Annotated in this window: 17 protein-coding genes; 4 read left to right on the top strand and 13 right to left on the bottom strand. The window is 39.8% G+C overall.

What is annotated here, in order from left to right:
• From QZ574_RS03230 to QZ574_RS03190, 9 genes are all read right to left on the bottom strand, one after another.
• The gene (locus QZ574_RS03230) at nt 1-1275 is read right to left on the bottom strand and encodes an Nramp family divalent metal transporter (RefSeq protein WP_297086718.1); all 1275 of its coding nucleotides are present in this window, start codon (nt 1273-1275) and stop codon (nt 1-3) included.
• Entirely contained in the window at nt 1275-3512 is a 2238-nt protein-coding gene (locus QZ574_RS03225; protein ID WP_297086716.1) for a heparinase II/III family protein, read from the bottom strand. Before QZ574_RS03225 ends, QZ574_RS03230 begins: the two co-directional genes overlap by 1 nt.
• A 4-nt stretch (nt 3513-3516) precedes the next feature.
• Nucleotides 3517-4461 carry a TIM barrel protein gene (locus QZ574_RS03220; RefSeq protein ID WP_297086714.1) on the bottom strand — a complete coding sequence of 315 codons (945 nt, stop codon included), beginning with the start codon at nt 4459-4461 and terminating at the stop codon, nt 3517-3519.
• Between the two features lie 140 nt (nt 4462-4601).
• Nucleotides 4602-5462: a polysaccharide lyase family 7 protein gene (locus QZ574_RS03215; RefSeq protein ID WP_297086713.1), complete on the bottom strand. Its 861-nt coding sequence runs from the start codon at nt 5460-5462 to the stop codon at nt 4602-4604.
• Between the two features lie 36 nt (nt 5463-5498).
• A complete protein-coding gene (locus QZ574_RS03210) occupies nt 5499-6380 on the bottom strand; it encodes a PKD domain-containing protein (protein ID WP_297086711.1) in 882 nt (293 codons plus the stop codon).
• Nucleotides 6381-6409: 29 nt separating this feature from the next.
• On the bottom strand, nt 6410-7834 hold the full coding sequence (locus QZ574_RS03205; protein ID WP_297086710.1) for a RagB/SusD family nutrient uptake outer membrane protein: 1425 nt from the start codon (nt 7832-7834) through the stop codon (nt 6410-6412).
• Nucleotides 7835-7854: 20 nt separating this feature from the next.
• On the bottom strand, nt 7855-10893 hold the full coding sequence (locus tag QZ574_RS03200) for a TonB-dependent receptor (RefSeq protein ID WP_297086707.1): 3039 nt from the start codon (nt 10891-10893) through the stop codon (nt 7855-7857).
• Between the two features lie 295 nt (nt 10894-11188).
• The gene (locus tag QZ574_RS03195) at nt 11189-11905 is read right to left on the bottom strand and encodes a FadR/GntR family transcriptional regulator (protein ID WP_297086705.1); all 717 of its coding nucleotides are present in this window, start codon (nt 11903-11905) and stop codon (nt 11189-11191) included.
• A 999-nt stretch (nt 11906-12904) separates the two neighbouring features.
• A complete protein-coding gene (locus tag QZ574_RS03190) occupies nt 12905-13759 on the bottom strand; it encodes an AraC family transcriptional regulator (protein ID WP_297086703.1) in 855 nt (284 codons plus the stop codon).
• Nucleotides 13760-14011: 252 nt separating this feature from the next.
• Here QZ574_RS03190 and nfsB point away from each other — a divergent pair, with 252 nt between their 5' ends.
• From nfsB to QZ574_RS03170, 4 genes are all read left to right on the top strand, one after another.
• Nucleotides 14012-14671, top strand: a complete 660-nt coding sequence (gene nfsB, locus QZ574_RS03185; protein WP_297086701.1) for an oxygen-insensitive NAD(P)H nitroreductase — start codon at nt 14012-14014, stop codon at nt 14669-14671.
• A 4-nt stretch (nt 14672-14675) separates the two neighbouring features.
• Nucleotides 14676-15545, top strand: a complete 870-nt coding sequence (locus QZ574_RS03180) for a DUF4437 domain-containing protein (RefSeq protein ID WP_297086699.1) — start codon at nt 14676-14678, stop codon at nt 15543-15545.
• A 62-nt stretch (nt 15546-15607) separates the two neighbouring features.
• The gene (locus QZ574_RS03175) at nt 15608-16417 is read left to right on the top strand and encodes an SDR family NAD(P)-dependent oxidoreductase (protein WP_297086698.1); all 810 of its coding nucleotides are present in this window, start codon (nt 15608-15610) and stop codon (nt 16415-16417) included.
• The gene (locus QZ574_RS03170; protein WP_297086697.1) at nt 16414-17289 is read left to right on the top strand and encodes a radical SAM protein; all 876 of its coding nucleotides are present in this window, start codon (nt 16414-16416) and stop codon (nt 17287-17289) included. The genes QZ574_RS03175 and QZ574_RS03170 overlap by 4 nt, the downstream gene beginning before the upstream one ends.
• A gap of 71 nt (nt 17290-17360) precedes the next feature.
• On the opposite strand, the gene QZ574_RS03165 is transcribed toward QZ574_RS03170, so the two are convergent.
• The 4 genes from QZ574_RS03165 to QZ574_RS03150 all read right to left on the bottom strand — a co-directional run bounded on the left by QZ574_RS03165 (nt 17361) and on the right by QZ574_RS03150 (nt 21624).
• Nucleotides 17361-18221 (bottom strand): hypothetical protein, encoded by an 861-nt coding sequence (locus tag QZ574_RS03165; RefSeq protein WP_297086695.1) that lies wholly within the window; start codon nt 18219-18221, stop codon nt 17361-17363.
• Between the two features lie 263 nt (nt 18222-18484).
• Nucleotides 18485-20002, bottom strand: a complete 1518-nt coding sequence (locus QZ574_RS03160) for a Dabb family protein (protein WP_297086693.1) — start codon at nt 20000-20002, stop codon at nt 18485-18487.
• Between the two features lie 169 nt (nt 20003-20171).
• Nucleotides 20172-20573 (bottom strand): pyridoxamine 5'-phosphate oxidase family protein, encoded by a 402-nt coding sequence (locus QZ574_RS03155; protein ID WP_297086692.1) that lies wholly within the window; start codon nt 20571-20573, stop codon nt 20172-20174.
• Nucleotides 20574-20757: 184 nt separating this feature from the next.
• Nucleotides 20758-21624 carry a hypothetical protein gene (locus QZ574_RS03150; protein WP_297086690.1) on the bottom strand — a complete coding sequence of 289 codons (867 nt, stop codon included), beginning with the start codon at nt 21622-21624 and terminating at the stop codon, nt 20758-20760.
• Nucleotides 21625-21629: the final 5 nt, after the last annotated feature.

The following is a 21629-nucleotide window of genomic DNA, read 5'->3' as shown; positions in this document are numbered from 1 at the left end:
CTATAAATAATTTAAAACTGCCACTGCCCCGTTCCAGGAAATTACCAGTGAAAAAATTAGCGCCAACCCCAAACCGGCATTTACCGCCCAACTTAACTTATATTCTCCCATACGTTTTTTACTGTTTGCCAGAATTATTATTCCGATTATAACAAGCGGCAATACAAACACATTAAATACCTGGGTTAAAATTTGTGCCTGAATTGGGTTTTGCCCTGCAATGGGCACCCACAAGGCAACCAAAGCTGCAATTGCAGTAACTATTCTGAATTGTTTTGAATTGGTATCGAGTTTTCCCTCCTGGTAATCAGCCAGCAACAAAGGTGCAATCATCAGGCATGGAAAAATTGATGAAAGCCCTGCACTCAATGTTCCGAAAACAAAAATGGTAAGTGCAAAACGGCCTGCAACAGGTTCCAGGGTATTAACCATGTCGAGTACTTTCGTAACTACTTTGCCCTCGTGAAAAAGTGCACCGCAAGCTACGGCCATAATCGAACCACTGATAACAAAAACCAGCACAGCTGCGGTTATCGAGTCGTTTTTTTGCTTTTTCAGGTCCTTAATTGTCCAGCCTTTACCTTTTACAAAAAGTGGGCGGGATAAGAACGTGGCCGAAGCCATGGTTGTTCCCACAAAAGCAGCTGTCAGCATTTTTCCGCCTTCCACATGGGGAATTGACGGAAGCAAACCCTCGATAATTTCGGCAGGTTGCGGAAACACAAAAAACAATGAGGCGATAAACGAAAGCCCCATAATGCTCACAAAAATCACCAGAATTTTTTCGAAGAAAGTGTATTTACCCACCATCAGCAAAGCATAAAAAGCTATTATAATTACGATGGCAACACCCAGTACAATTTCGTATTCGGAATTGCTGATTGCCGGAAAATAGATGGCCAGTATTTCAAAAATCATATTGGCAGAAATTCCTAAAATTCCGGTTAGCGAGTTCCATTGCCCGAATGATATTCCGACAATAATGAGAATGGCAATTAGCTTACCTGCCTTCAGGTGATTTTTAAAACCAAACAAGGCGGTTTCGCCGGTAACCAAAGCATACTGTCCGTAAGAAAAAATAAGCACACCGGAAAAAATACAACTTAGCAACAATACCCAAAGCAACTGCATACCAAACGAACTTCCGGCAACAATCATTGATGTAACGCTACCGGTACCGATGGTATAACCAATGGCAAAAATGCCGGGACCAAACGAAAGCACCAGGGCAATAAGTTTTTGCAATAAACTTTTATTTGTTTTTGTTTTGCTCATTATTGTTTTATGGTTTCTCCGGGTTTTACACTCTTGTTATTTATCTCAACAGTTTGAATACCACAGTTTGTTATTTCTAATCCATTTTCAGCAGCCTTAACCCAAAGGTCAGTTTTAGCTGAAACCTTTATATTTTTATCGTTCAATTCTGCTTCTGAAACATCAATTAGCAGATAGTTGTTATTCTTAAAAATTTGTTGTGCAGCATCGGTTTTTATCGGGCTGTTTTCGTTGTTAAGCACTTGCCACTCGTCGGCTTTAAAGTTGTTGTAATCGTCAATCATTAAACGTACTTCAAAGTTTTTAAAGGGGTAAAGCAAGGTTGTCCAGGAGGTTTTATTCTGAAATTCCTTATTAAAAACAAGCCGGCCTTTGCTACGCGCCGATGCTTTTTGAATGTTGTCCACTTCGCCGGCCAGTTGAATCACCTCTAAACCAGCACTGTTCGGAAAAACAGAACGGGCGTGTAGGTTTTTCTTTTCCATTTCGTAATGCCCTTGCCAAACCTGTTGAGCCGAGTGTTGTCCCTCGCCAACAAAATAATCGCGTACTAACCAAAAACCATCTTTTATAAAAATTACCGAGCGGTAATATCTTGTATTTTCTTTTTCGTAGCCGTTGTGGCTTCCTGCAAAAAAGTCGAAATCATCGGATGTCTTCCATGCCAACACTTCAGGTTCAGGAATTCCCAACCACTCGCCAAAGCCACTGCCCCCTTTATTGCCTTTCCACTCGCGCCCTTGCGGAATAGAATCGAGCAATGCCACATTTTTTACCCACGAGTTTTTAAAAGCCGGAAAATCTTCCAGGTAATACCTCACCTGGTAATTGGGCAAAATCATATTTCCAAAAGCGTAGGCACCAATACCCAACATATCGGCATGCTGGTGGGCGGGTTTTTCAGGTGTAAATCCGGCGCTCACAATCAGATACACATCATTCTCATCCCAGCCATTGCGCATCATGTAATATCCTGTTTCGGGCAATGTACACGAGCCTATTTCGGGCGCCTCTTCTTTAATTTCTTTTAAACGCTCCAATTGTTCGGTTTTAAAAAACCAATAGTCGTTTGAAGCCACCTTTGATGAAGCAAAATATTTATACGAGGGCTTTCCGAAAAGTAAAGCGCCTTTTGCCATGGTATTGTCAATTTTATTAAAATCGGCCCAGGGTTCGCGGGTGTCGTCTTGCAAAACCGGAGCGTTTCCGTTGGGCAATGCAATTTTCAGCAACACGTCAAATAAACCGCTAATGCGCTGGTCCCAAATGGGTTTTAGCTCTACCCCTCCTATTTTTGCCAACTGGTAGGGATAGAAATAGTTTTCAATATCGGCAATGTGGTAGTGCACCGTGCGCTCAAACTGAAAACCATCGGCATAAATTTCCTTTTCAAGATGCTCCTCTAAACGAGCCAGCGAGCGATGCTGCCAAAGGTCGGCCCCCTTAATTTCGGGGAATAAAAAGGAAAGCATGGCCAGGGCGCTCATTCCGCGGGTTTGATGGTTTCCCTCGTGATACGCTGCATTATGGTGATACATTTTTGCCGCGCTGTGCAGGAAGGTACGAATCATTTCCATTTGTTGCCTTACCGAATATTCATCGGAAGCCAACAGAATCTGGTGCACCATTAGCCAGTTGTACACCCGGTTGCCTACGCGATACACTTCGTAAACACCATTGCCATCCTCAATAATTTCAAATTGATTGTTGTTAAAAGAAGCGTTTAAGGAGGTTGCCTGCTCCGGAATATAATCCAAATATTTTTTGTTGCCGGTGTAATGATACATAAAAGCAATATCATCAGCTTTGTGCTGGCGGGCAAGATGGCGGTATGGGTACGATGTTACCGTTTCGCCTTTTAAGTTTTTAAAACCTATCTTCCATTGTGTAGCTGCAGGGTATAAATCCAAATGACGGTAAGCTTCCCTGCGGTGAAAAACTTCTCTACCTGAATACAAAGTATTGTATTCGCTAAAACGCTGTTCAAAGTTTTTCCAATCGAAAAAATAACGTTCCGAGAATCGTTCTTTAAAATATTGTGTAAGCTCCTCAAGAGCCTGTTCTTGTTTTCCGCTGTTAAAAGAGTTTTGTATGGCTTGTAGTTCGGGGTAGTGCTCCACATCCAGCAAATCAATAATTTCCTTATCCGTTGGAACATGACCAAATGGTACCATTTCTGCTTGTGCAAACAAACCAAGCGGTAAGAAAAATAGTATGATGTAGATTATTTTTTTCATTAAACTAAAGCGTTTGTACCTGTTTTTTTAAATAATTCAAATCTTGTTTCATGGCAGCAATTACATCCTCGGGAGCGCAGCTGAGTTTGCCGGCACCTTTTTCAGCACCGCCAATCGGATATTCGAGATGCAATGTAAAATCTCCTTTTATGCTATGGCTTTTAATCATTTCAAAGTATTGGTTAAAATCAACCATGCCTTTGCCAAGCGGAACATTGTTGGGTTTCCACTCGCCATTGTTTTCTTTCCAGTAAAAATCTTTTATATCGAAGCTGTTGATTTTGTCTGCAATAAATTTCATTCCCAATGGCCATGCTGTACCTCCTTCAACTGTTGCATGCCTGATGTCGTAACGAATTCCAACCAGGGTTGGGTCAATTTCGTCGAGCATTAAACCCATATCCCAAACGGGGCCACCTGCCATAACTCCCGCATGGTTCTGATAAGCCGCTGTTAAACCCAGTTTTTTATTTAATTCAGCCAGCTTTTTCAGTTTTGTATTAAAAACCTTTATATTCTGTATAATTGAAAGTTCTTTGTTATAAGCCAACCAACCTAAGCGATAATGTTTTACACCGAGTTTGGCTGCTGTTTCCAGAATATCAATTGTTCGCGCATCTTCGGCATCGGTAATTGCGGTTGTCATTCGGTTGGCCAATAAGCCGGCACTTTTTATTGCCTCAATTGCAAGCGGCAAATCATCCTTAACACGCTCGGGCAACACATGTCCTTTCGGACGAACGGTTAAATCAATTCCATCAAAACCCACTTCGCACGCTGTTTTAGCCATTCCATTGTAATCGAGCCATTGCAAGTGCTTCGAAAAAATGTAAATGTTGCGCTTCGTTTGCACAGGCGAAAAACCTGCAGCAAGGGCACCATTAATGCCGGTAAGAAACGCTGCAGAAGCAAGAGAAGTTGTTGTTATAAATGTTCTTCGTGAGTTCATTCTACAATTGATTTAGATTAGAAAAGGGGACGGGACCAACCGTCCCCTTTCGAATCTAACTAACTAAAACTAACTAAACTAATAACCTGGGTTATGGTAAACCCTATCTAAAATTTCATTTCTATTCAACAAAAAATTATTTAATCATGCTTCACTTCCAAGTCAAAGTATTTTACTTTTGAATAGGCGCTCTCATCCAATGAAACCAAATAATTTCCTGCCTTAAAATAATTTTCAAACACACTCCATTTTTCAATATGGATATCATCATAAACAACCGATTCTTTTCCATTTAAAACCACTTCCATTCTACCGTCGGAAACTTTTACTTCCAGGGTAAATTTGTCGAAGCCAACAGATTCTGAAAAGGTAAATCCTTCATCATCGCCCCAGGCATCGGTTTGAAGCAGTTCTTCGTAGGATGCGTCCAGGTTTTTCAGCACTTTTGTTTTAACTCTAACGTTTCCAAAAGTCCAGTAAATTTTTAAAATAGGAGGAGCATTGTTATCCTTTGCTCCAATTAAATCGCGCTGCTCATCGGTTAAGCGGCCATGAATTTGCATGATAATAGCCCGGTCATAATTTCCTGAATCATTTGTAGAAATATCAGCCATTGCCAAAGTTCCTTTCATGTATCCTCCTTCTGCAAAAGTCCAATTGGTTTTACCGTAATCTGCCGGATTCATTAACTCTCTCAACTCGGTTCGTGAGTAGGAGGAATTGGCGGTTGATGCCCCGGGATAGGTATAAAACACAATGGCTCCTTCAATAGAATCGTTGTACATAAAAGGCTTTAAAGTCTCGTTGGTTGCATAATTCAGAATTTCAGGAGGTAACACTTCCGTTGGATTACCAATCGGAAGTGTTACTTTCCAGTGGCTTAAATCAATATCGGGTAAAAGATAGTTTTGCTCTTCTTCGGGTGTTTCTGTCTCCAAAATATCATCCGATGAATCCTGACAGCTTAGCACCGTTATAGCTATAAACAAGCCAAAGAGCATGAAAACTATATTTTTAACCGCTTTAAGCATTTACTATTAGTTTTGCTCTGCTACTGTAATTTCAAACATATCAGCACGGCACTCCACACCTTCGTTTGTGATAAGTATGGCAATGCTTCCGTTGGTTCCGGTGTTAAATGGAATTGCAACCTGAACATAGGTATCTGCATCAGAGGTATCAGTACCAACGTGCTCGCCTAATGTTGCGCCTGCAACTTCTGACAAATCAGAGATTGTTCCGCCTAAAACCCTAACGGTTAGGTTACCTGTGCCACTCTTCATGGTATAGTAATAGGTAAGAATATAATCGGTATTTGGCGAAACTTCAATACCATCCTGGTAACCTACCCTATCTCCGGCTGAAGGAAACTTGGCTGCTTGCGAACCATCGTAAACAGGGCTACTGGTAATTTGAATTACGCCACCAAAGTCGTTTCTCCACGAGTCTCTTCCATCTCCTGTGCCATCAGGCAAAGTCAAATCTTCGAAACTAGGCTCCAGAATCACCGGAATAATTGCTTCCGGTTCTTCGGGTTCAACAACTTCAATTGTTTCAGAATAGGTACTGGTTACACCCAGTTTATCCGATGCGGTTAAAGTTACCGTATAAGTTCCTTCTCCGGGGTAAGTATTTTTACCATCCTTATCCGTTGAAGTGCTTCCATCTCCAAAATCCCACGAGTAATCGGTGGCACTATTTGATAAATTTGAGAAAGTATAATCTTTCCATTCTTCAGCCGTACCTTGTCCTTGTGCATAGGTAAAATATGCACTTGGTGGTGTTTCATCTGGTTTTGAATTTGCTTCGGGCAAATCATACGCGAAATCGCAAGCTGTAAAAGAAATTGCCAATACCAAGACCATCAACTTCCAAACAGAGCTTTGATTTATTTTTGTATTTATAATGTTATTCTTCATTTTAAATCAAGTTAATTGTTAAACAAATCTTAGTAACCGGGATTTTGCGTTAGCAATCCGTTGCTCAGGTTAATTTCCCGCTGAGGAATTGGTAACAATAAGTCTGTTGCCGAGAAACTTCCACCTGTTTCGTTAGAAAACGCTGATAATACTTGTTCAGCCATTCCAAAACGAATCAAATCAAACAGTCTGTGATTTTCAAAAGCCAACTCTACTCTGCGTTCGTTTAATAAATCTTCTTTGGTAATTGTTGTTACATTGTCGGTAATACCGGCCCTGTTACGAACCTGCATAAAAGAGTTGATAGCTGAAGAACTTGAAGTTTCGGCAGCACCTGCCATAATGGCTTCAACGTGCATTAACAATACATCAGCATAGCGTAAAATAATCCAGTCGTTACCAGCTTTTTGCGGGTCACTTGAGGTGGCGTCAATTCCTAAATTACTGTCTCCGTTAGGAATATATTTAACCACCTGGTACTTTTCGTATTGCTTCACATCCTGGCGGTAAGAATACATAGTTCTATCTCCACCCATTGCATCTAAAGCCTGGCGGGCATTGGCAGTAACATAGTTCACACCACTGGTTCTACCCACTGCATTCAGCCATTCAGCCGAAAAGTTCTGACTATCATCGGTAAGGTCGCCAAGGTACTCTACAGCAAAAATAATTTCGTCATTTAATTCATTAAAGAATACATCTTTAAAATTAGTTTCCAACGAAAAACCGCTTGACATTACATTTTCACACAAACTCTGTGCTTCGCTATAATTTTCGCCTTGCGTTAAGTATACTTTTGCCAATAAGGCCTGGGCTGCAGCTTTCGATGCTCTTCCTTTATAGGTATTATCGAGATTGGCAATTGCCGTTTGCAAGTCTGATTCAATTACATCGTAGATAGCCGAAGTAGCCACTCTGGTGTAAGCTGTTTCTGCATCAGCAGGGCTGATTACACTTTGTACCAGAGGCACATCGCCAAACAAGCGCACCAGGTTAAAATAAGCATAAGCTCTAACAAACTTCGCTTCGCCTTCAAAGGCACCCACAGCTTCTTCAGATGCTACATCCAGATTTTCTAAAACCAGATTTGCCCTGTAAATAATATTGTAGTAGCTATCGTAATAATCTGATACTCTACCATTTGTTGCTTCCACAGTAAAGCTTTCAAACTGAGCATCCTCACCTTCGCTACTTTTTGTTTCGGTGTTATCACTTCTCATTTCAGTGATATAAAACTCGTACATTATACCATGGTTGTCGCTGGTACTTGTTGAGTTGACCCCCTGAATTCCATCGTACATATTTAGAATGGCTGCTTCCAATTCGGTATCGTTTGAAAAGAAGTTCGAAGATGTTATAACACCTGTTGGGTCCGGGCTCAAAAATGTGTCCTCACACGCAGTGAATACTATTATTATCAGAAGCACTGCTATTTTGCTTATATATTTTATCATGTCTCTCATAATTTTTAAGATTAAAAATCAATGTTTACACCAAAACTTATTGTTTTAGCAATTGGAGAACCTGCTCTCTGGTAACCATAGGTTGTTGGAGAGGTATCATCAATAGACTCAGGGTTGAAACCGGTATAATCGTCGGCTGTGAAGTACAGTAAATTTTGTGCCGATACATACACTCTTGCTTTTTCAATAAAAGTTCTTTGCAACAAGTTTTTACCGAATGTGTAGCCAAAATTTACATTTCGTAATGCAATGTAAGAAGCATCCTGAATGATATCGTTTGTAAATATCTTCTGCTTAATAAATTCCTGGTCAGGCGTTATTGCCGGGTCAAAATCCTGGCTGCTGTTAAAGTGGTTAAAAATATACTGGTCTCCCATGTTTCTTACCTCGGCACCGTGCGACCCCTGGAACATAAAGCTAAAATCGAAGTTTTTAAACTTGAAATCGTTCGAGAAACTCCAAATTAATTCCGGATATGGATTTCCTAAAACAGCTTTATCTTCATCGTCGATAATACCGTCGCCATTTAAATCTTTAACGTAAACATCTTGTGCTTCACCACCTACCGGGTGGTAAGGATTATTCAAATATTCCAGTGGAATATCTCTGTCAACTACCCAACCGTAGAATGATGAAATTGGCAGGCCTTCCAGGTTAATCCATTCTGCTGCCCTTTTCGAGTCAACACTTTGAATTTGACCGTTAGACTCAGCAAAATCGTTCAATTTGTTTTCGTTTTTAGAAGCCATTATTGCTCCGCTCCAGCTAAAGTCTTTTGTAATATCAACAGTAGAGCGTAATTCAACTTCAAAACCGCTATTCTCTACTTCACCTCTGTTAATAAGTGCAGCATCGAAACCGGTAGTTGTTGAAACAGGGTTTTCCAGAATTAAGTTATCGCTGGTTCTATTATAGTATTCAAATGAACCTGAAAGCAAACCATCCCACAACATAAAATCAAGGCCCGGGTTAAATTCAACTGATTTTTCCCAACCCAAATCAGGGTTTGCAATGTTTAAGGCATTAAAACCTGTTACCAACGAACCGTTAACAACAGCTGTAGAAGTTTCTAACAAGGCCAAATACGGATAATGCTCTTCGTAAACTGTACCGGCATCAATTGCATTGTTACCGGTTACCCCGTAGCTAAAGCGAAGTTTTAAACTATTAATTGCTTCGCTGTCTTTCAGGAAATCTTCTTCAGAAAGTCTCCAACCTACCGAAAAAGCAGTGAAGTTACCGTATTTAGTATCAGACCCAAAACGTGAGCTACCATCGCGACGGAAACTTGCCGAAGCTAAATATTTGTCTTTGTAAGCATAATTTACCCTACTGGTAAACGATAATAAACGCTCTTCGTATTTACCCGATTCGGCTGCACTAATAGTACCTGCTGCACTAATATTCTGGATGTAATCGAATGTATAATCGGTTGCATTAATGCTTGCAAATTCAGTATCCCATGTTTCAACCGACATACCCAGGATAGCACTGATATCGTGGTCACCAACTCTTTTGTCGAAACTAAAGAAGTTATCGTTAACCAGGTGAATTCTGTTCTGGGTCGATTCGTAAAGCTGCGTATTGTCAGCACCGTTTCTGTGGGCCAATGGTCCTTGCCATCTTCTTATGTCGGTATTTTGGAAATCGCCACCAAAAGATGCTTTAAAGTTTAAGTCTTTGGTTATATCGTATTGTGCATACGCCACACCGTACATTTTAAATTTTTTGTAGGTGTAATCGCGTTCCAAAACTTTTGCTGCAGGGTTCACGTTTGAAGTATTACTAATATCTACTTCCGAGCCATTCAGCATATAATTATCGAAATGACGCTGATTGGCATAATCGCCTACCTGCACATCCGGATAAGTGTTTCTATCAACATATTGAATAGATGTTTCGTCGTGATATAGCGGCAACCATGGTGTTTGACGCAGGATATCGTGCGTAGAGCCATCAAATCTTCTGCGGTTCGAGTAAGATGGTGATAAGTTTACACCCATCTTAAATTTATTCACCTTGGTATCCAGTTTCAGCTTTAAACTATACTTTTCGTATCCATCGGTTAAAAGCACACCTTCGTCATTCAAATAATTTAACGAAGTACTGAATTTTGTGTTCTCGCTTCCGCCTCTTGCGCTAAACGAGTAGTTCTGAATTGTACCCCCGTCAAAAATAACATCTTGCCAATCGCGGTCGGTACCAATCATTTGTTTGTATTGGGTTTTAGCTGAAAGTTCGCCGGTAGCAGCTAACTCGGCAGCAGCAGTTTCGGCTACAGTAAAGTAATAAGCATCGCTTTGGTGCGCTTCTTTAAAACCATAATAAGAGTTGAAGTTAAATTTGGTTTTTCCTTCTTTACCTTGTTTCGATGTAATCATAATTACACCATTTGCTCCCCTTGAACCGTAAATTGCAGCCGAGGCAGCATCTTTCAACACTTCAAACGAAGCCACATCGTTCATATCAAGGTTACCCAGGTAATCCGAGTCAACCACAATACCGTCAACCACAATTAATGGGTCTGAACTACCACTGATTGAACCTGTTCCACGAATACGGATGGTAGGTGCAGTACCGGCTCCACCATCGGTAGCCTGAATGTTAACACCCGAGATTTTACCAATCAGGGCATCGTCAACACGAGCCACTGCTACTTGCTCCATATTTTCATTTTCCAGTTTCGAAATAGCTCCTGTAAGGTGCGATTTCTTCTGAACCCCGTATCCAACTACCACCACCTCATCGAGGCCGGTAACATCGGCTTTCATACTTACATTTATGGTAGAAGCACCCGAAAATTCAATTTCCTGAGTTACATAACCAATAAAAGAAACCACTACTGTTCCCGATTCACTTTGTGTAGTAAGCGTAAAATTCCCATCAATATCGGTAATGGTTCCGTTTGAGGTTCCCTTTTCTACTACAGTTGCTCCTATTAAGGCTTCATTAGTTCCTTCATCAATAATGTTACCCGTGAGCTGAGCTTGAGCCGAAGCCCCTATTACAAAAGCCAATAAAACAACTGTTAGGCTTAAGAATTTTTTCATTTAATTTGATTTTTAAAAATTTTAAGAATTCGTTTAATACAATAGATTATATTTGTAGAGCGCGGTGTTTACTTTGTTTATGATAGTGTTACCTGCAAGTTCATTTTATCATTGTTAAAGTTATTACCGTGGTTCATGAAAGGATTGGCTTCTTAAGCCTTTCCTTTTTTGTTTAATCCCTTTTTTACTTAGATTTTTGATTTTAGCTAGTATTCTTAGTTTCCATAATTTATTAAAGATTTTAGTTCAGAGAGCTTAAAAGTGAAGCTCCTTAACACATTTATACTTTGATTAATTACTCTTCTCCTTTGTACGACAAACTAAATTCTGCCACATCTTTTAAGTGAATGCGCATGGCTTCTTCAGCTCCCCGGGAATCTTGTTTAATAATGCAGTCGAGAATTACTTTATGCTCATCAAATGATTTATAGAATCGGCCTTCGCCACACACATTTAATTTCCGGTAAATCTCAAGAATATCTGGAATTAAAATCAGCATGAGGGATTTAATTACCATATTCTGGCTGGCCTCTGCTATTTTAAGATGAAAATTGAAGTCTTCCTTAACACCGGGTAAATTGGCATCTACGCGTTGTTTATATTCGTCGAGTTTTTCTTCTAAATCGGCAATATCGCGCGATGAACGGCGGATTGCGGCTTGCCCACAGGCGTAGGTTTCCATCACCACTCGTGTTTCCACCAAATGGAAAAAATCATTTTCGCTCAGTTTAATAACATCTGCAATTAATCCTTCCATTGCAGAAATATCGGCGCCCGAAACGATTGTTCCACTTTGAGGAAGTGTTTTAAGAATACCATAAAATTCGAGCTTTTTTATGGCGTCGCGGACGTATGTTCGTCCAATACCAAATGATTCTGAAAGTTTTCTTTCCGAGGGTAATTTATCACCAGGTTTTAATTGCCCTGACACGATTGAATTACGAATCTGCTTTATAATTTTATCTACCGGGCTTTCAACTTCTATGGTTTTAAAATTCTCTAGTATATTCATAGTTTCTTAGTTTTGCTGGTAACATGTGGTTCAAATTGTTAAAAATTCAACCCACTTTTTAATTGGTTGACCAGTTACCTAAAATTGGTTGACCAATTATAGAAACAAATCCAAAAACCATCCTAACAAAAATTGGTTTTGTTAAAACCAGAGGCTATTCAACTGAATTAATGATAGTTATAAAATATGTTTTATAACACATCGGGAAATATGATAAATATAAATGCTATTTATTGTTAAGCTTTTTTACCATCACATGACGTCTTCGCACTAAAATACTTGAGCTAATTGTTCTTTTGGCCCTATTATTTTTTCTTATGGAATAAGCATTCTTAGTTTCCTTAGAATCCTTTGAAAGCAAATTTCACGTGGTGGAGTATTGTTCTTGATAGTAAATAAAAATTTCTTCCTCTATAATTTAGCTGTCTTTATGAATGAAGGAACGATCATTAAAATATCCTCTGCTTTGCATGTTTGCCATTATGAAATATTATCAATCCTCCGTAAAACAATCCTACTTCATTATTCGTATAAGCATTTGTTACAAGCACAAAGATCTTGTAACCAGTTTTTTTCATAGAGATCCTAATTTAGTTAGGTGAAAAAGCATCCCTGCTAAACCAGGGGTATTTCTATTTATCAGGCATATTCAAAGAGTTATCTAGATATACATAGGCAGAATAACATTATATTTCTTACTTTTTCCTTATTTTATTCCAGATATAACTTTATTGAAATTTAGAAGAGACTTTACCGAGAACAAAATTTTCAGTGGTCTATAACCTTCTGATTTTAAGAGCATAATAAAACACAACATCGTCCTTTACTGGGCACCAAATTATCCTAACTTTTTGAATAAAAGAGTTAGGATTTTTTATGCACTAATTTCATCCGGAAATCTGTTTTAACTAAAAAGAGATTGCGAACAAACCATTACGCACTGATTTTCAATAACTATACCTAACAACCTTAACCCTTAAGCTGATAAAGAACATTGCTTTAGGCGCAATGAATCTTTCCGCTTTGCTTAAATTCACGAATAGTCATTCCATATGCTTTTTTAAACGAACGGGCCAAATGACTACTGTCTGTAAAATTCATTTGATAAGCAATTTCCTTTATGCTTAAATCGGTGTGCAGCACTTTCGTTTCTACAATTTTAAGTTTTGATTTTAAAATATAATCAGCAAGGCTGACGCCGGCCTGTTTTTTAAAATACGAAGAAAAATAGGTTTTGGAAACGCCAAACATATCTGCTAAAAAAGGGATACGAAGCTTTTCATTATCAACAATATGAGTATTTACAAAGCGAATAATTTCCCCAAAACGATTATCCGTTTCTCCAGCCTGTTCCACATAGCGTTTTTCAATACTTCGGGCCAAAATATTTAAAATAGAAGCGATTGCGCCTGCTATAACCGACTCCGAATAACTGTCGGCCAGTAAATATTCCTGGTAAATAAAATTAATGTTGCTGATTATAAACTGGCGCTCGCGGTCGGAGGCAATTATGTCGCCGGGTATCCGGTTGTAATTTGCAAGTATGTAGGTTATTTTGTCAAACCAATTATTGTAATCGGCCAAATGCTTATTGCTCAAAAAATAATGATCGGTAAAACGAATAAAATAAAAACGTGATGGCTCACTTATATTAAATGAATGACAATCAAGCGGAGGCAGCAGAAATATATTTCCCTCCCGGTATTCAAACTGATGTTGATTAATACACTGCGTGCCGGCTCCCTTTTCAACATATACAATTTCAAAAAAGTTGTTTTTGTATGGGCGCTTTTCCCATTCTACAAAATCCTCAACATGTACCTCCAAAAAATTTTCAATCGCTCTTGTTATCATTGTATTTTTATTACACAAAACTTCACAAAACTAACATTCATTTTAATATTTCATAAATTTTACGAGCATTTTCAGCCGAACAATGCCTTAATTACAATACAAATACCACAAGAACCAATTTAAATACAATTACATCAAAGATATTCAGCTTAGTTTTGTCGCATAGTTTTTAATGCAAAAGCATTTGTAAAAAAACTCGTGAAAGCAATTAAAGGCTAAAAACAGAATTATTACAAATTTTAATAGAACGAAATGAATATTACTGAAATTTTAAACTGGCGTTATTCTACAAAAGAATTTGATTCAACAAAAAAAATTAGCAATGAAGATTTTAAGCAGGTAAAAAGCTTGCTTCGCATGAGTCCATCGAGTACCAACATTCAGCCCTGGCATTTTATTATTGCCAGCACAAACGAAGGAAAAGAAAGAATTACCAAAGGCACCCAGGGTTTTTACCAGTTTAATGAAGCTAAAGTTAAAGATGCATCGCATGTTATTGTTTTTTGTGCCCGAACCGATGCCGACCAAAATTATATGTTGCACCTGCTGGATCAGGAAGAAAAAGATGGCCGCTACCCTAACGAAGAAATAAAACAAATGGTGTTTGGTGCACGAAATATTTTTGCCAATATGCACCGATACGACTACAAAGACCTGCAGCATTGGATGGAAAAACAAGTGTACATGAACATGGGAAATTTATTACTTGGTGTTGCTGCATTAGGTATTGATGCCCTGCCAATGGAAGGTTTAGATATGAAGCAAATTGATGAAGAGTTTGGATTGCGCGAAAAAGGTTTTACGGCCGTTGGCGTTGTTTCGTTGGGCTACCGTAAAGAAACAGACTTTAACACTCCTGATAAAACGCCAAAATCAAGATTGCCGGAAGAAGAAGTAATTACATTAGTTTAAAAACATGCATAAAAAAATTGCTTTGTACATCATTGCACTTATACTTGCTTGCAGCATAATGGCTGCTGCACAAACAACCAGTACCCCGGTGGAAGCTGCGAATAGCATCACCCCCACTTACCATATAAAACTGGCAACCGAGGTAGAGTGGACACACTTAAACCCGAAACGTGGTGATTTGGCACCAAAAGCCGGCACGCTATGGGGCGACAGAAACGGAACTGAAGCTACAGGCTTTTTACTAAAGCCCAGCGAAGGGTTTAAATCGCCACCGCACATTCACAATGTATCGTACCGCGGTATTGTAATCCAGGGATTTATTCATAACGACGACTCGCAAGCCGCAAATATGTGGATGCCGGCTGGCTCGTTCTGGACCCAACCCAAAGGCGAAGTACACGTTACAGCAGCCTTGGGAGCTAATACCCTGGCTTATGTTGAAATTGACGAAGGCCCCTACCTTGTACATCCTGAGGATGAGCATTTTGATTCGGGAGAACGGCCACTCAACCTTGACCAATCAAATATTGTTTGGGTAGAAGAAAGTCAACTAAGGTTTATTGGAACAGGCAGTGGCAAAGGAACAAAAGTTGCCTTTTTATGGGGAGAACTTCAGGCCAACGAATTAAATGGTACCTTTTTGTTTCTTCCACCTGGTTTTTCGGGTAAAATAATTACAAATGATGCTCCTTTTAGAGCTGTTATTATTAAAGGTGAACCACAATACCATCATCCCGGGTTGGAAAAAACAAGCGCAATGACACCGGGCAGTCTGTTTAGTTCTGAGAAGAAATCGTATCATGTACTGTCGAACAATAATGATACAGCTTGTATTATTTACATTCGAACTACCGGTACGTACCAAATTAATTAAGCACATAGTTATAGGAAAAAAAGGACGCAAGCCCATTTAAAATTCTTCATTTAAAAACAGCTATGCAAAAACAAATTTTTATAAGCGGAAGTACTGATGGCATTGGTAAGCTGGCAGCTATTCAACTGGCCACCAATGGCCACTCGGTGCACCTTCACGGAAGAAACCCCAAAAAACTGAAGGAAGCAATTTTGGAAGTAAAAAAGGTATCGGGCAACGAGGCGGTAAATGGTTTTGTTGCCGACTTGTCTGATTTTGATGCAGTAAATCAATTGGCCACAGAAATAGCCGAACGCATTCCGCGGCTGGATGTACTAATCAACAATGCAGGGGTTTATAAAAGTCCGGTTCAAAGTAACAAGGATGGTTTGGATATGCGATTTGTGGTTAATTACCTTGCCCCTTTTCTACTTACCAAACGCCTGCTTCCTGTATTGGGTATTACCATCGGGTCTAGAATTATCAACCTGAGTTCGGCTGCACAATCGGCCATTTCCTATGATGCTTTAGCCGGAACAGTGCCTTTACCTGATAACACGACCTATGCCATGAGCAAGCTCGCTTTAACCATGTGGAGTTTTTATTTGGCCGGCCAACTTAAAAACACTACTGTTATAGCCGTAAACCCGGGTTCGTTACTAAATACTAAAATGGTACAGGAAGCCTTTGGCCGATCGTGGTCGGCTGCCAATAAAGGTGCCGATATTTTGTATGAACTGGCAACGGCCAAAGAGCATATGGCCAGGAGTGGACAATACTTTGACAACGACAGCGGAAATTATGCAAAAGCCCATCCGGCTGCATACAAGCAAACCGAAATTGAGCAACTGATTAAAGCAACTGAAGTTCTTTTAGAAAAATACAAGAAATGAAATTTACAGGACCCATATACAGGCCGCCCTACGAGGCAAACACCCCACTTTTACAAGTAACTGTAGGATGCGCACATAACAAATGTACATTTTGCACCATGTACCGCGACGTTCGTTTTTCAATGGAAAAATTAGAACAGGTAGAAAAAGACCTTCAGGAAGCGCGCCAACTTTACAAAAATGTTAAACGCATATTTCTTGTAAATGGCGATGCTTTTGTTCTTTCGGCCGGAAGATTAAAGCCAATTGCCGAATTAATCATCCGATACTTTCCTGAAATTGAAACAATTAGCATGTATGCATCAATCAACAATATTAAAGGAAAGACCGATGATGAGCTTGCAGAATTAAAACGTTTAAAGATTAGCGATTTATGGGTTGGTGTTGAAACCGGTCATGCACAAACACTTCAGTTTATGAAGAAGGGTTTTTCGCAGGAAGAAGCTTACGCCCAGCTGCAACGGCTTAACAAGGCTGGAATAAGCTATATGTTTGGCTTTATGTATGGGGCTGCCGGTAGCGGAAAAGGAATTGAGAATGCCATTGAAACGGCCAAAATTATTAATGCAACCAAACCCAAAGGCGTAGTTCCCACCACACTGGGAGCTTTCGGTGAAAGCGAATTGGCCAATGAAGTTGTAAACGGAAATTTTACTCCTGCCACCGAGCAGGAAGTGCTCGAAGAACAAAAAAAATTGATAGAGTTAATTGATATTGAAACAGACTACATGGGTATTCATGCGCTTAACACGGTAGCTTTTGACGCCAAATTCCCTCGGGATAAGCAAGCAGCTGTGGCAAGGATTGAGCACGCCATGGAGCATTTAAGCGAAAATTACCTGAGTAGTATCCCCAAACGAAATTCAGTTTAATTCAGCCACAAACAAATGTATTACAGCGGCTGAAGGATGTATCGCAGGACTGATATTTCTTAAAAATTATCTTATTCGAGTTTCCAGGTACGCACCCACTCGTACAGTGTTGTTCGTTGCTCGTGCGTACCGCTTTCAACCAGTCCTCCTTCAGCAGGTATCGGATTCCAGTCGTACGTTTCAATGGCCATATGAATAAAGGCGGGCATATCCCACTCTACTTTCGGATTAATGGAGTATTGATATTCACCATCGAGAAAAAACTGAATTTCATGGGGCGATTTCCACCAGGCTGCATACACATAAAATTTTTGGTGGTTCGGCACGGCAAGTTTTACAGCATCCTGAAGCTGCAGTTTTTCAACACACTCGGTTGGTCGGTGAATAGCATTTGAGTGAAAAATGCTATCCCAGCCTTGTGCCCAACTGTGCGTAAGTTCGGTAGTTCGGCCAACACATTCCTGAATATCAGTTTCCAGTTTTTTGTAACAGTCGTATTTTGTCATTAACCAAAATGTTGATGACATTACGGTAGCATTGGCCTTCATTTTACATTCGAAATACATACCAACGTTTCCGGGTTTTATCGACCGAACAATGCCGCCCTGATGTGTAAATATTTTACCGTTCTTTTCAAGCACCTCATCCAGCTTACCCACAGTTACCTGAAGCTTTCCGCTTTTTACTTTTACATTTTCGGCTTTAAACAATGCCGGGGGCCTTCCGTCCCACACCCAGTCGTTGCCAATTGGCTCAATCTGCCATTTTTCCAAATCGGGAATCTGGCCCTCAAATTCGTCAGATAAATAATTTACCGCAACCCATTTTTTACTTTCAGGCTTAGGGTCTTGTCCGGGTTTGAATGTAGGCTGTGCCCAGCTAAAAAGCGAAAAAAGCATAAAAATAATACTGCAAGTGATTTTCAAATTCATAACAAAAAGTTCATTTAATGTCCTTCAAAAATAAGCCAAACACGATTGTTTTACTGGGGTTATTTATCGGCAAATTCGGGGGAGAGAATGTTTTATTTTTCCTGATTTGTATTTTGCTTGTTCGGGTAACTGTTTTTTAAAATCGGAAATAAGTTTTTACGGTTGCTTAAAAGCAAAAAAAAGGCAGGTGCGTTAAAAACAATAAGTTTTTAGCATCACGCCTGCCCAACGATTTCCTATTCTCTAAAAAAAAACCGAAACAATTAATTACCCGTCCAGTAATCCATTACAAAAACATCATCAAGCAATGGCACAATTTTCTTTCCGGCAAGCAAATGCGCCTCATGAAAAACATATTTTTCGCGCCCGTGCATATCGTTAAAGCTGATAGTAAAACAGCAGTCAAAACCCTTACTCAGGCCTTCGGTACTGTCGTTAAATCCCCACTCCATACGGCTAATTTCAGGTATTTCATTTTTAAAGTTTTCAAAAGCAGCCAAAGCTTCTTTCACTAATTTTGAATTGGCGTCTTTTTTTAATTTAAAGCTCACCACATGCCGTAAAACTTTTCCCGAGTAATTTAACTCTTCAGGCTTTAGCTCGTAGGCAACAATTCTTTTCATATCCATTCGATTAGAGCCTGCCAGGAGAAAATTTTTGTTACCAATTTTATGCGACCTCAGTCCGTAATAAATGGAATAACCGGTTTCAAGGTAGCTTACAGGACTAAGAATTCCGTCTTTGTTTAACCGGCACAGCTGAATACTTGCATCATCGCGTGTACCTACTGCTAAAATTGTCTCTTCATCACCCGACGAAACAATTTCAATCCGCGTTTGTCCGGCGAGTTTGGTGCTTTCATCGTCTTTTAAAACCGAATGCGGAACAAGTTCGCCTTTTTTGTTCACCTTAAAAACACTTACTGCATCGCCATGGTAAACAAAATCTGTTTTTTTGATAAAACCTTTTCGTGTATAATATTTATGATGCCTGTGGCCAGCTATCACATAATAATTCTCGCCCATCTTAACGCCGGTTACCGGATAGGCTCCGGTTAGAAAGCGGTCGGTGGTATTATCGCTGATGTTATTCAGGTTTTTAAATTTTCCATTGTCAAAAACTCTAAAACTGCTTAAACCGTTATCCTGAAAGCCACCGGTGTACAGATAGGTTTTCCCATCAATTTTGTGGGTAAACATCCCGATAATACCATCGGTATGAATTTTTTCGTCATCCTTTACCGATTGCACGTGTGTAAGTTTTCCGTCGTCGTGAATTTTGAAGCACGACAAACCCGGGGTTTCTTCCAGTCCGCCTGCAAAAAGGTACGAAGCCTCTTTCATGTGAACGACCTGAAGCGTAATACTAATACCAATGTGAGTCTCTTCGGTATCAAAAACCTTAAACACATTTTGGAGCGCTCCTGAGTCAAGAATTTTAAAAACCTCGATGGCATCGCCAAACTTGTTGGCCACAAAAAGAAAATCGGTACCCTTAATCCGGTCGGCAACCATTCCTCTCGCAGGCCCTTTTTTCTTGTACATTTCATGCGAACTGACAGGTGTTAGCTCACCGGCATCGTTTAATTCATATACATCGATGTCGTTAAAACCACCGGCATAAACAAAATGCTTGTTATTTTTTTCGTAACTGGTTACCGAAACCGTATTATCTCCTGAAATAGCCTTAAAATCGGTGCGGTATAACATTAGCTTTTCTGCATTCTGCGCCCAACTCATTTGCGCCACCAACAGCAGGCTCCAAAAAATTACATTCTTCATTCTACACATATCTTTCACATTAGGTATTTAATTGCTTGTGCTAAGTTGGCACATGCCTATTTGTCCGTAGCACAAAACCGTTATCATAAAAAACAAATATAGATTAAACTACCTACCCAAAGCGGGGTTGTTTGCCGGCTAATTAAGGGGGCGAAAGGTAACAACTATGCTACAAATGAACGATTTCGGGGCTTTTTCCAATTGCAGAAATGCTTGCTGTTGCTTCGGCTAAATAAAAAACCTCAAAAGAAGGATTATCGGGAGTTTTGTAAATGCTCTTTACCAACGTACTGTGTTCTAAAACTTTGGCTTTTATGGCTAAATCGTCTGCAAAAACCACTTTGGCCTTCAGGCGCATCCACGACATTCCTTGGCCTGATGCGCAAAACTCAACATAAGGTTGCTTTTGCAATTCGTTGTAAACCGCTTTTGTGTTTCCGGTACAAAACCAAAGTTTTCCATCGTTTTCAAACATAAACTGAAAAGGACGTACTTTGGGTTTTCCATCCAGCCCAATGGTGGCCAGGTACTGAACTTCTGCTTCTTTTAAAAACCTCAACACTTTTTTCATCTGAACATAATTAAGTTAACCTTCTGTATTTCAAATACATGCAATATATGTTTAATATTTGCTGGTCTAATCCATTCGGGTGTAAAGTTTTACCTGCTCGTTTCATTTTATTATTCTTAGGCTTCAGCATTCACCCCGCAATACAATTACGGGGTGAGTTTGTTGCCGGAGCACTGAGTTGATCTTAAAAGTTAAATTTTCCGTTGCTGTTTTTGGCTTCCGAGGCAGGTAGAATTTTCTCAATGGTATCCCAGTGTTCCACCACCTTGCCGTTTTCAATTCTGAAAAGGTCGTAAAATGAAACTTTCTCTTTCATAAATACTCCCTCTGATACCGACAACACAAAGTTCCCTTCGCCCAAAACAAGGTGATTTTTTTCAAAAACCATTTGAGTTCCGGCCTCAGCCAATGCCTTTAACGCTTCGCCTAAACCAGCCAAACCATCTTTTACTCCCGGGTTGTGTTGGTCGTATTTTTCGGTTGATATGTAGTCGGTAATTTTTTCAGGGGCAGCACCCAAAAACACATCATTTACCAAGTTTTCTACCAACTGCTTGTTTACTGCTGTTTTATTAAGGTCTGCCACTTCTGTTGGGCCGTCGGTTTGTGTGCGCCCCGATGCTGTTTCTGTTGCAATTTCCTGCAGGTTATCCCAGTGTTCCACAATTAAACCATTTTCAAAACGAAAAATATCGAAACCTATTTTTGGTCCGAAGAAATTGTATTCGGTATGAGCAATTACATAATTGCCATCTTCAAAAATACGCACGGTGTTTACCTTGGGTGTTAGCGCCGGATTAGCTGCTGCTGCCTCATGCAGCTGCCCCATTACACTGCCAAAACCAGCCAAGCCGTCGGCCACTGCCTGGTTGTGTTGAATATACTTTTCGTGATTAATGTAGGCGACGGGCGCTTTGGCTCCGGTTTCAATCGCTTTTAAAAGTTCGGCTACCTTTTGTTTGTTTGATTTTTCCATTACTGTTTCGCTTTTGTTTGCCAGAGCCGCAAAAACGGTGGCAAGAATAATTACTGTTAATACTAATTTTTGCATGGTGA

It is taken from the genome of uncultured Draconibacterium sp. (assembly GCF_913063105.1).
Lineage (GTDB): Bacteria > Bacteroidota > Bacteroidia > Bacteroidales > Prolixibacteraceae > Draconibacterium.
Note: the sequence above shows the minus strand (reverse complement) of the source record. Positions and strands in the feature narration are given on the sequence as shown.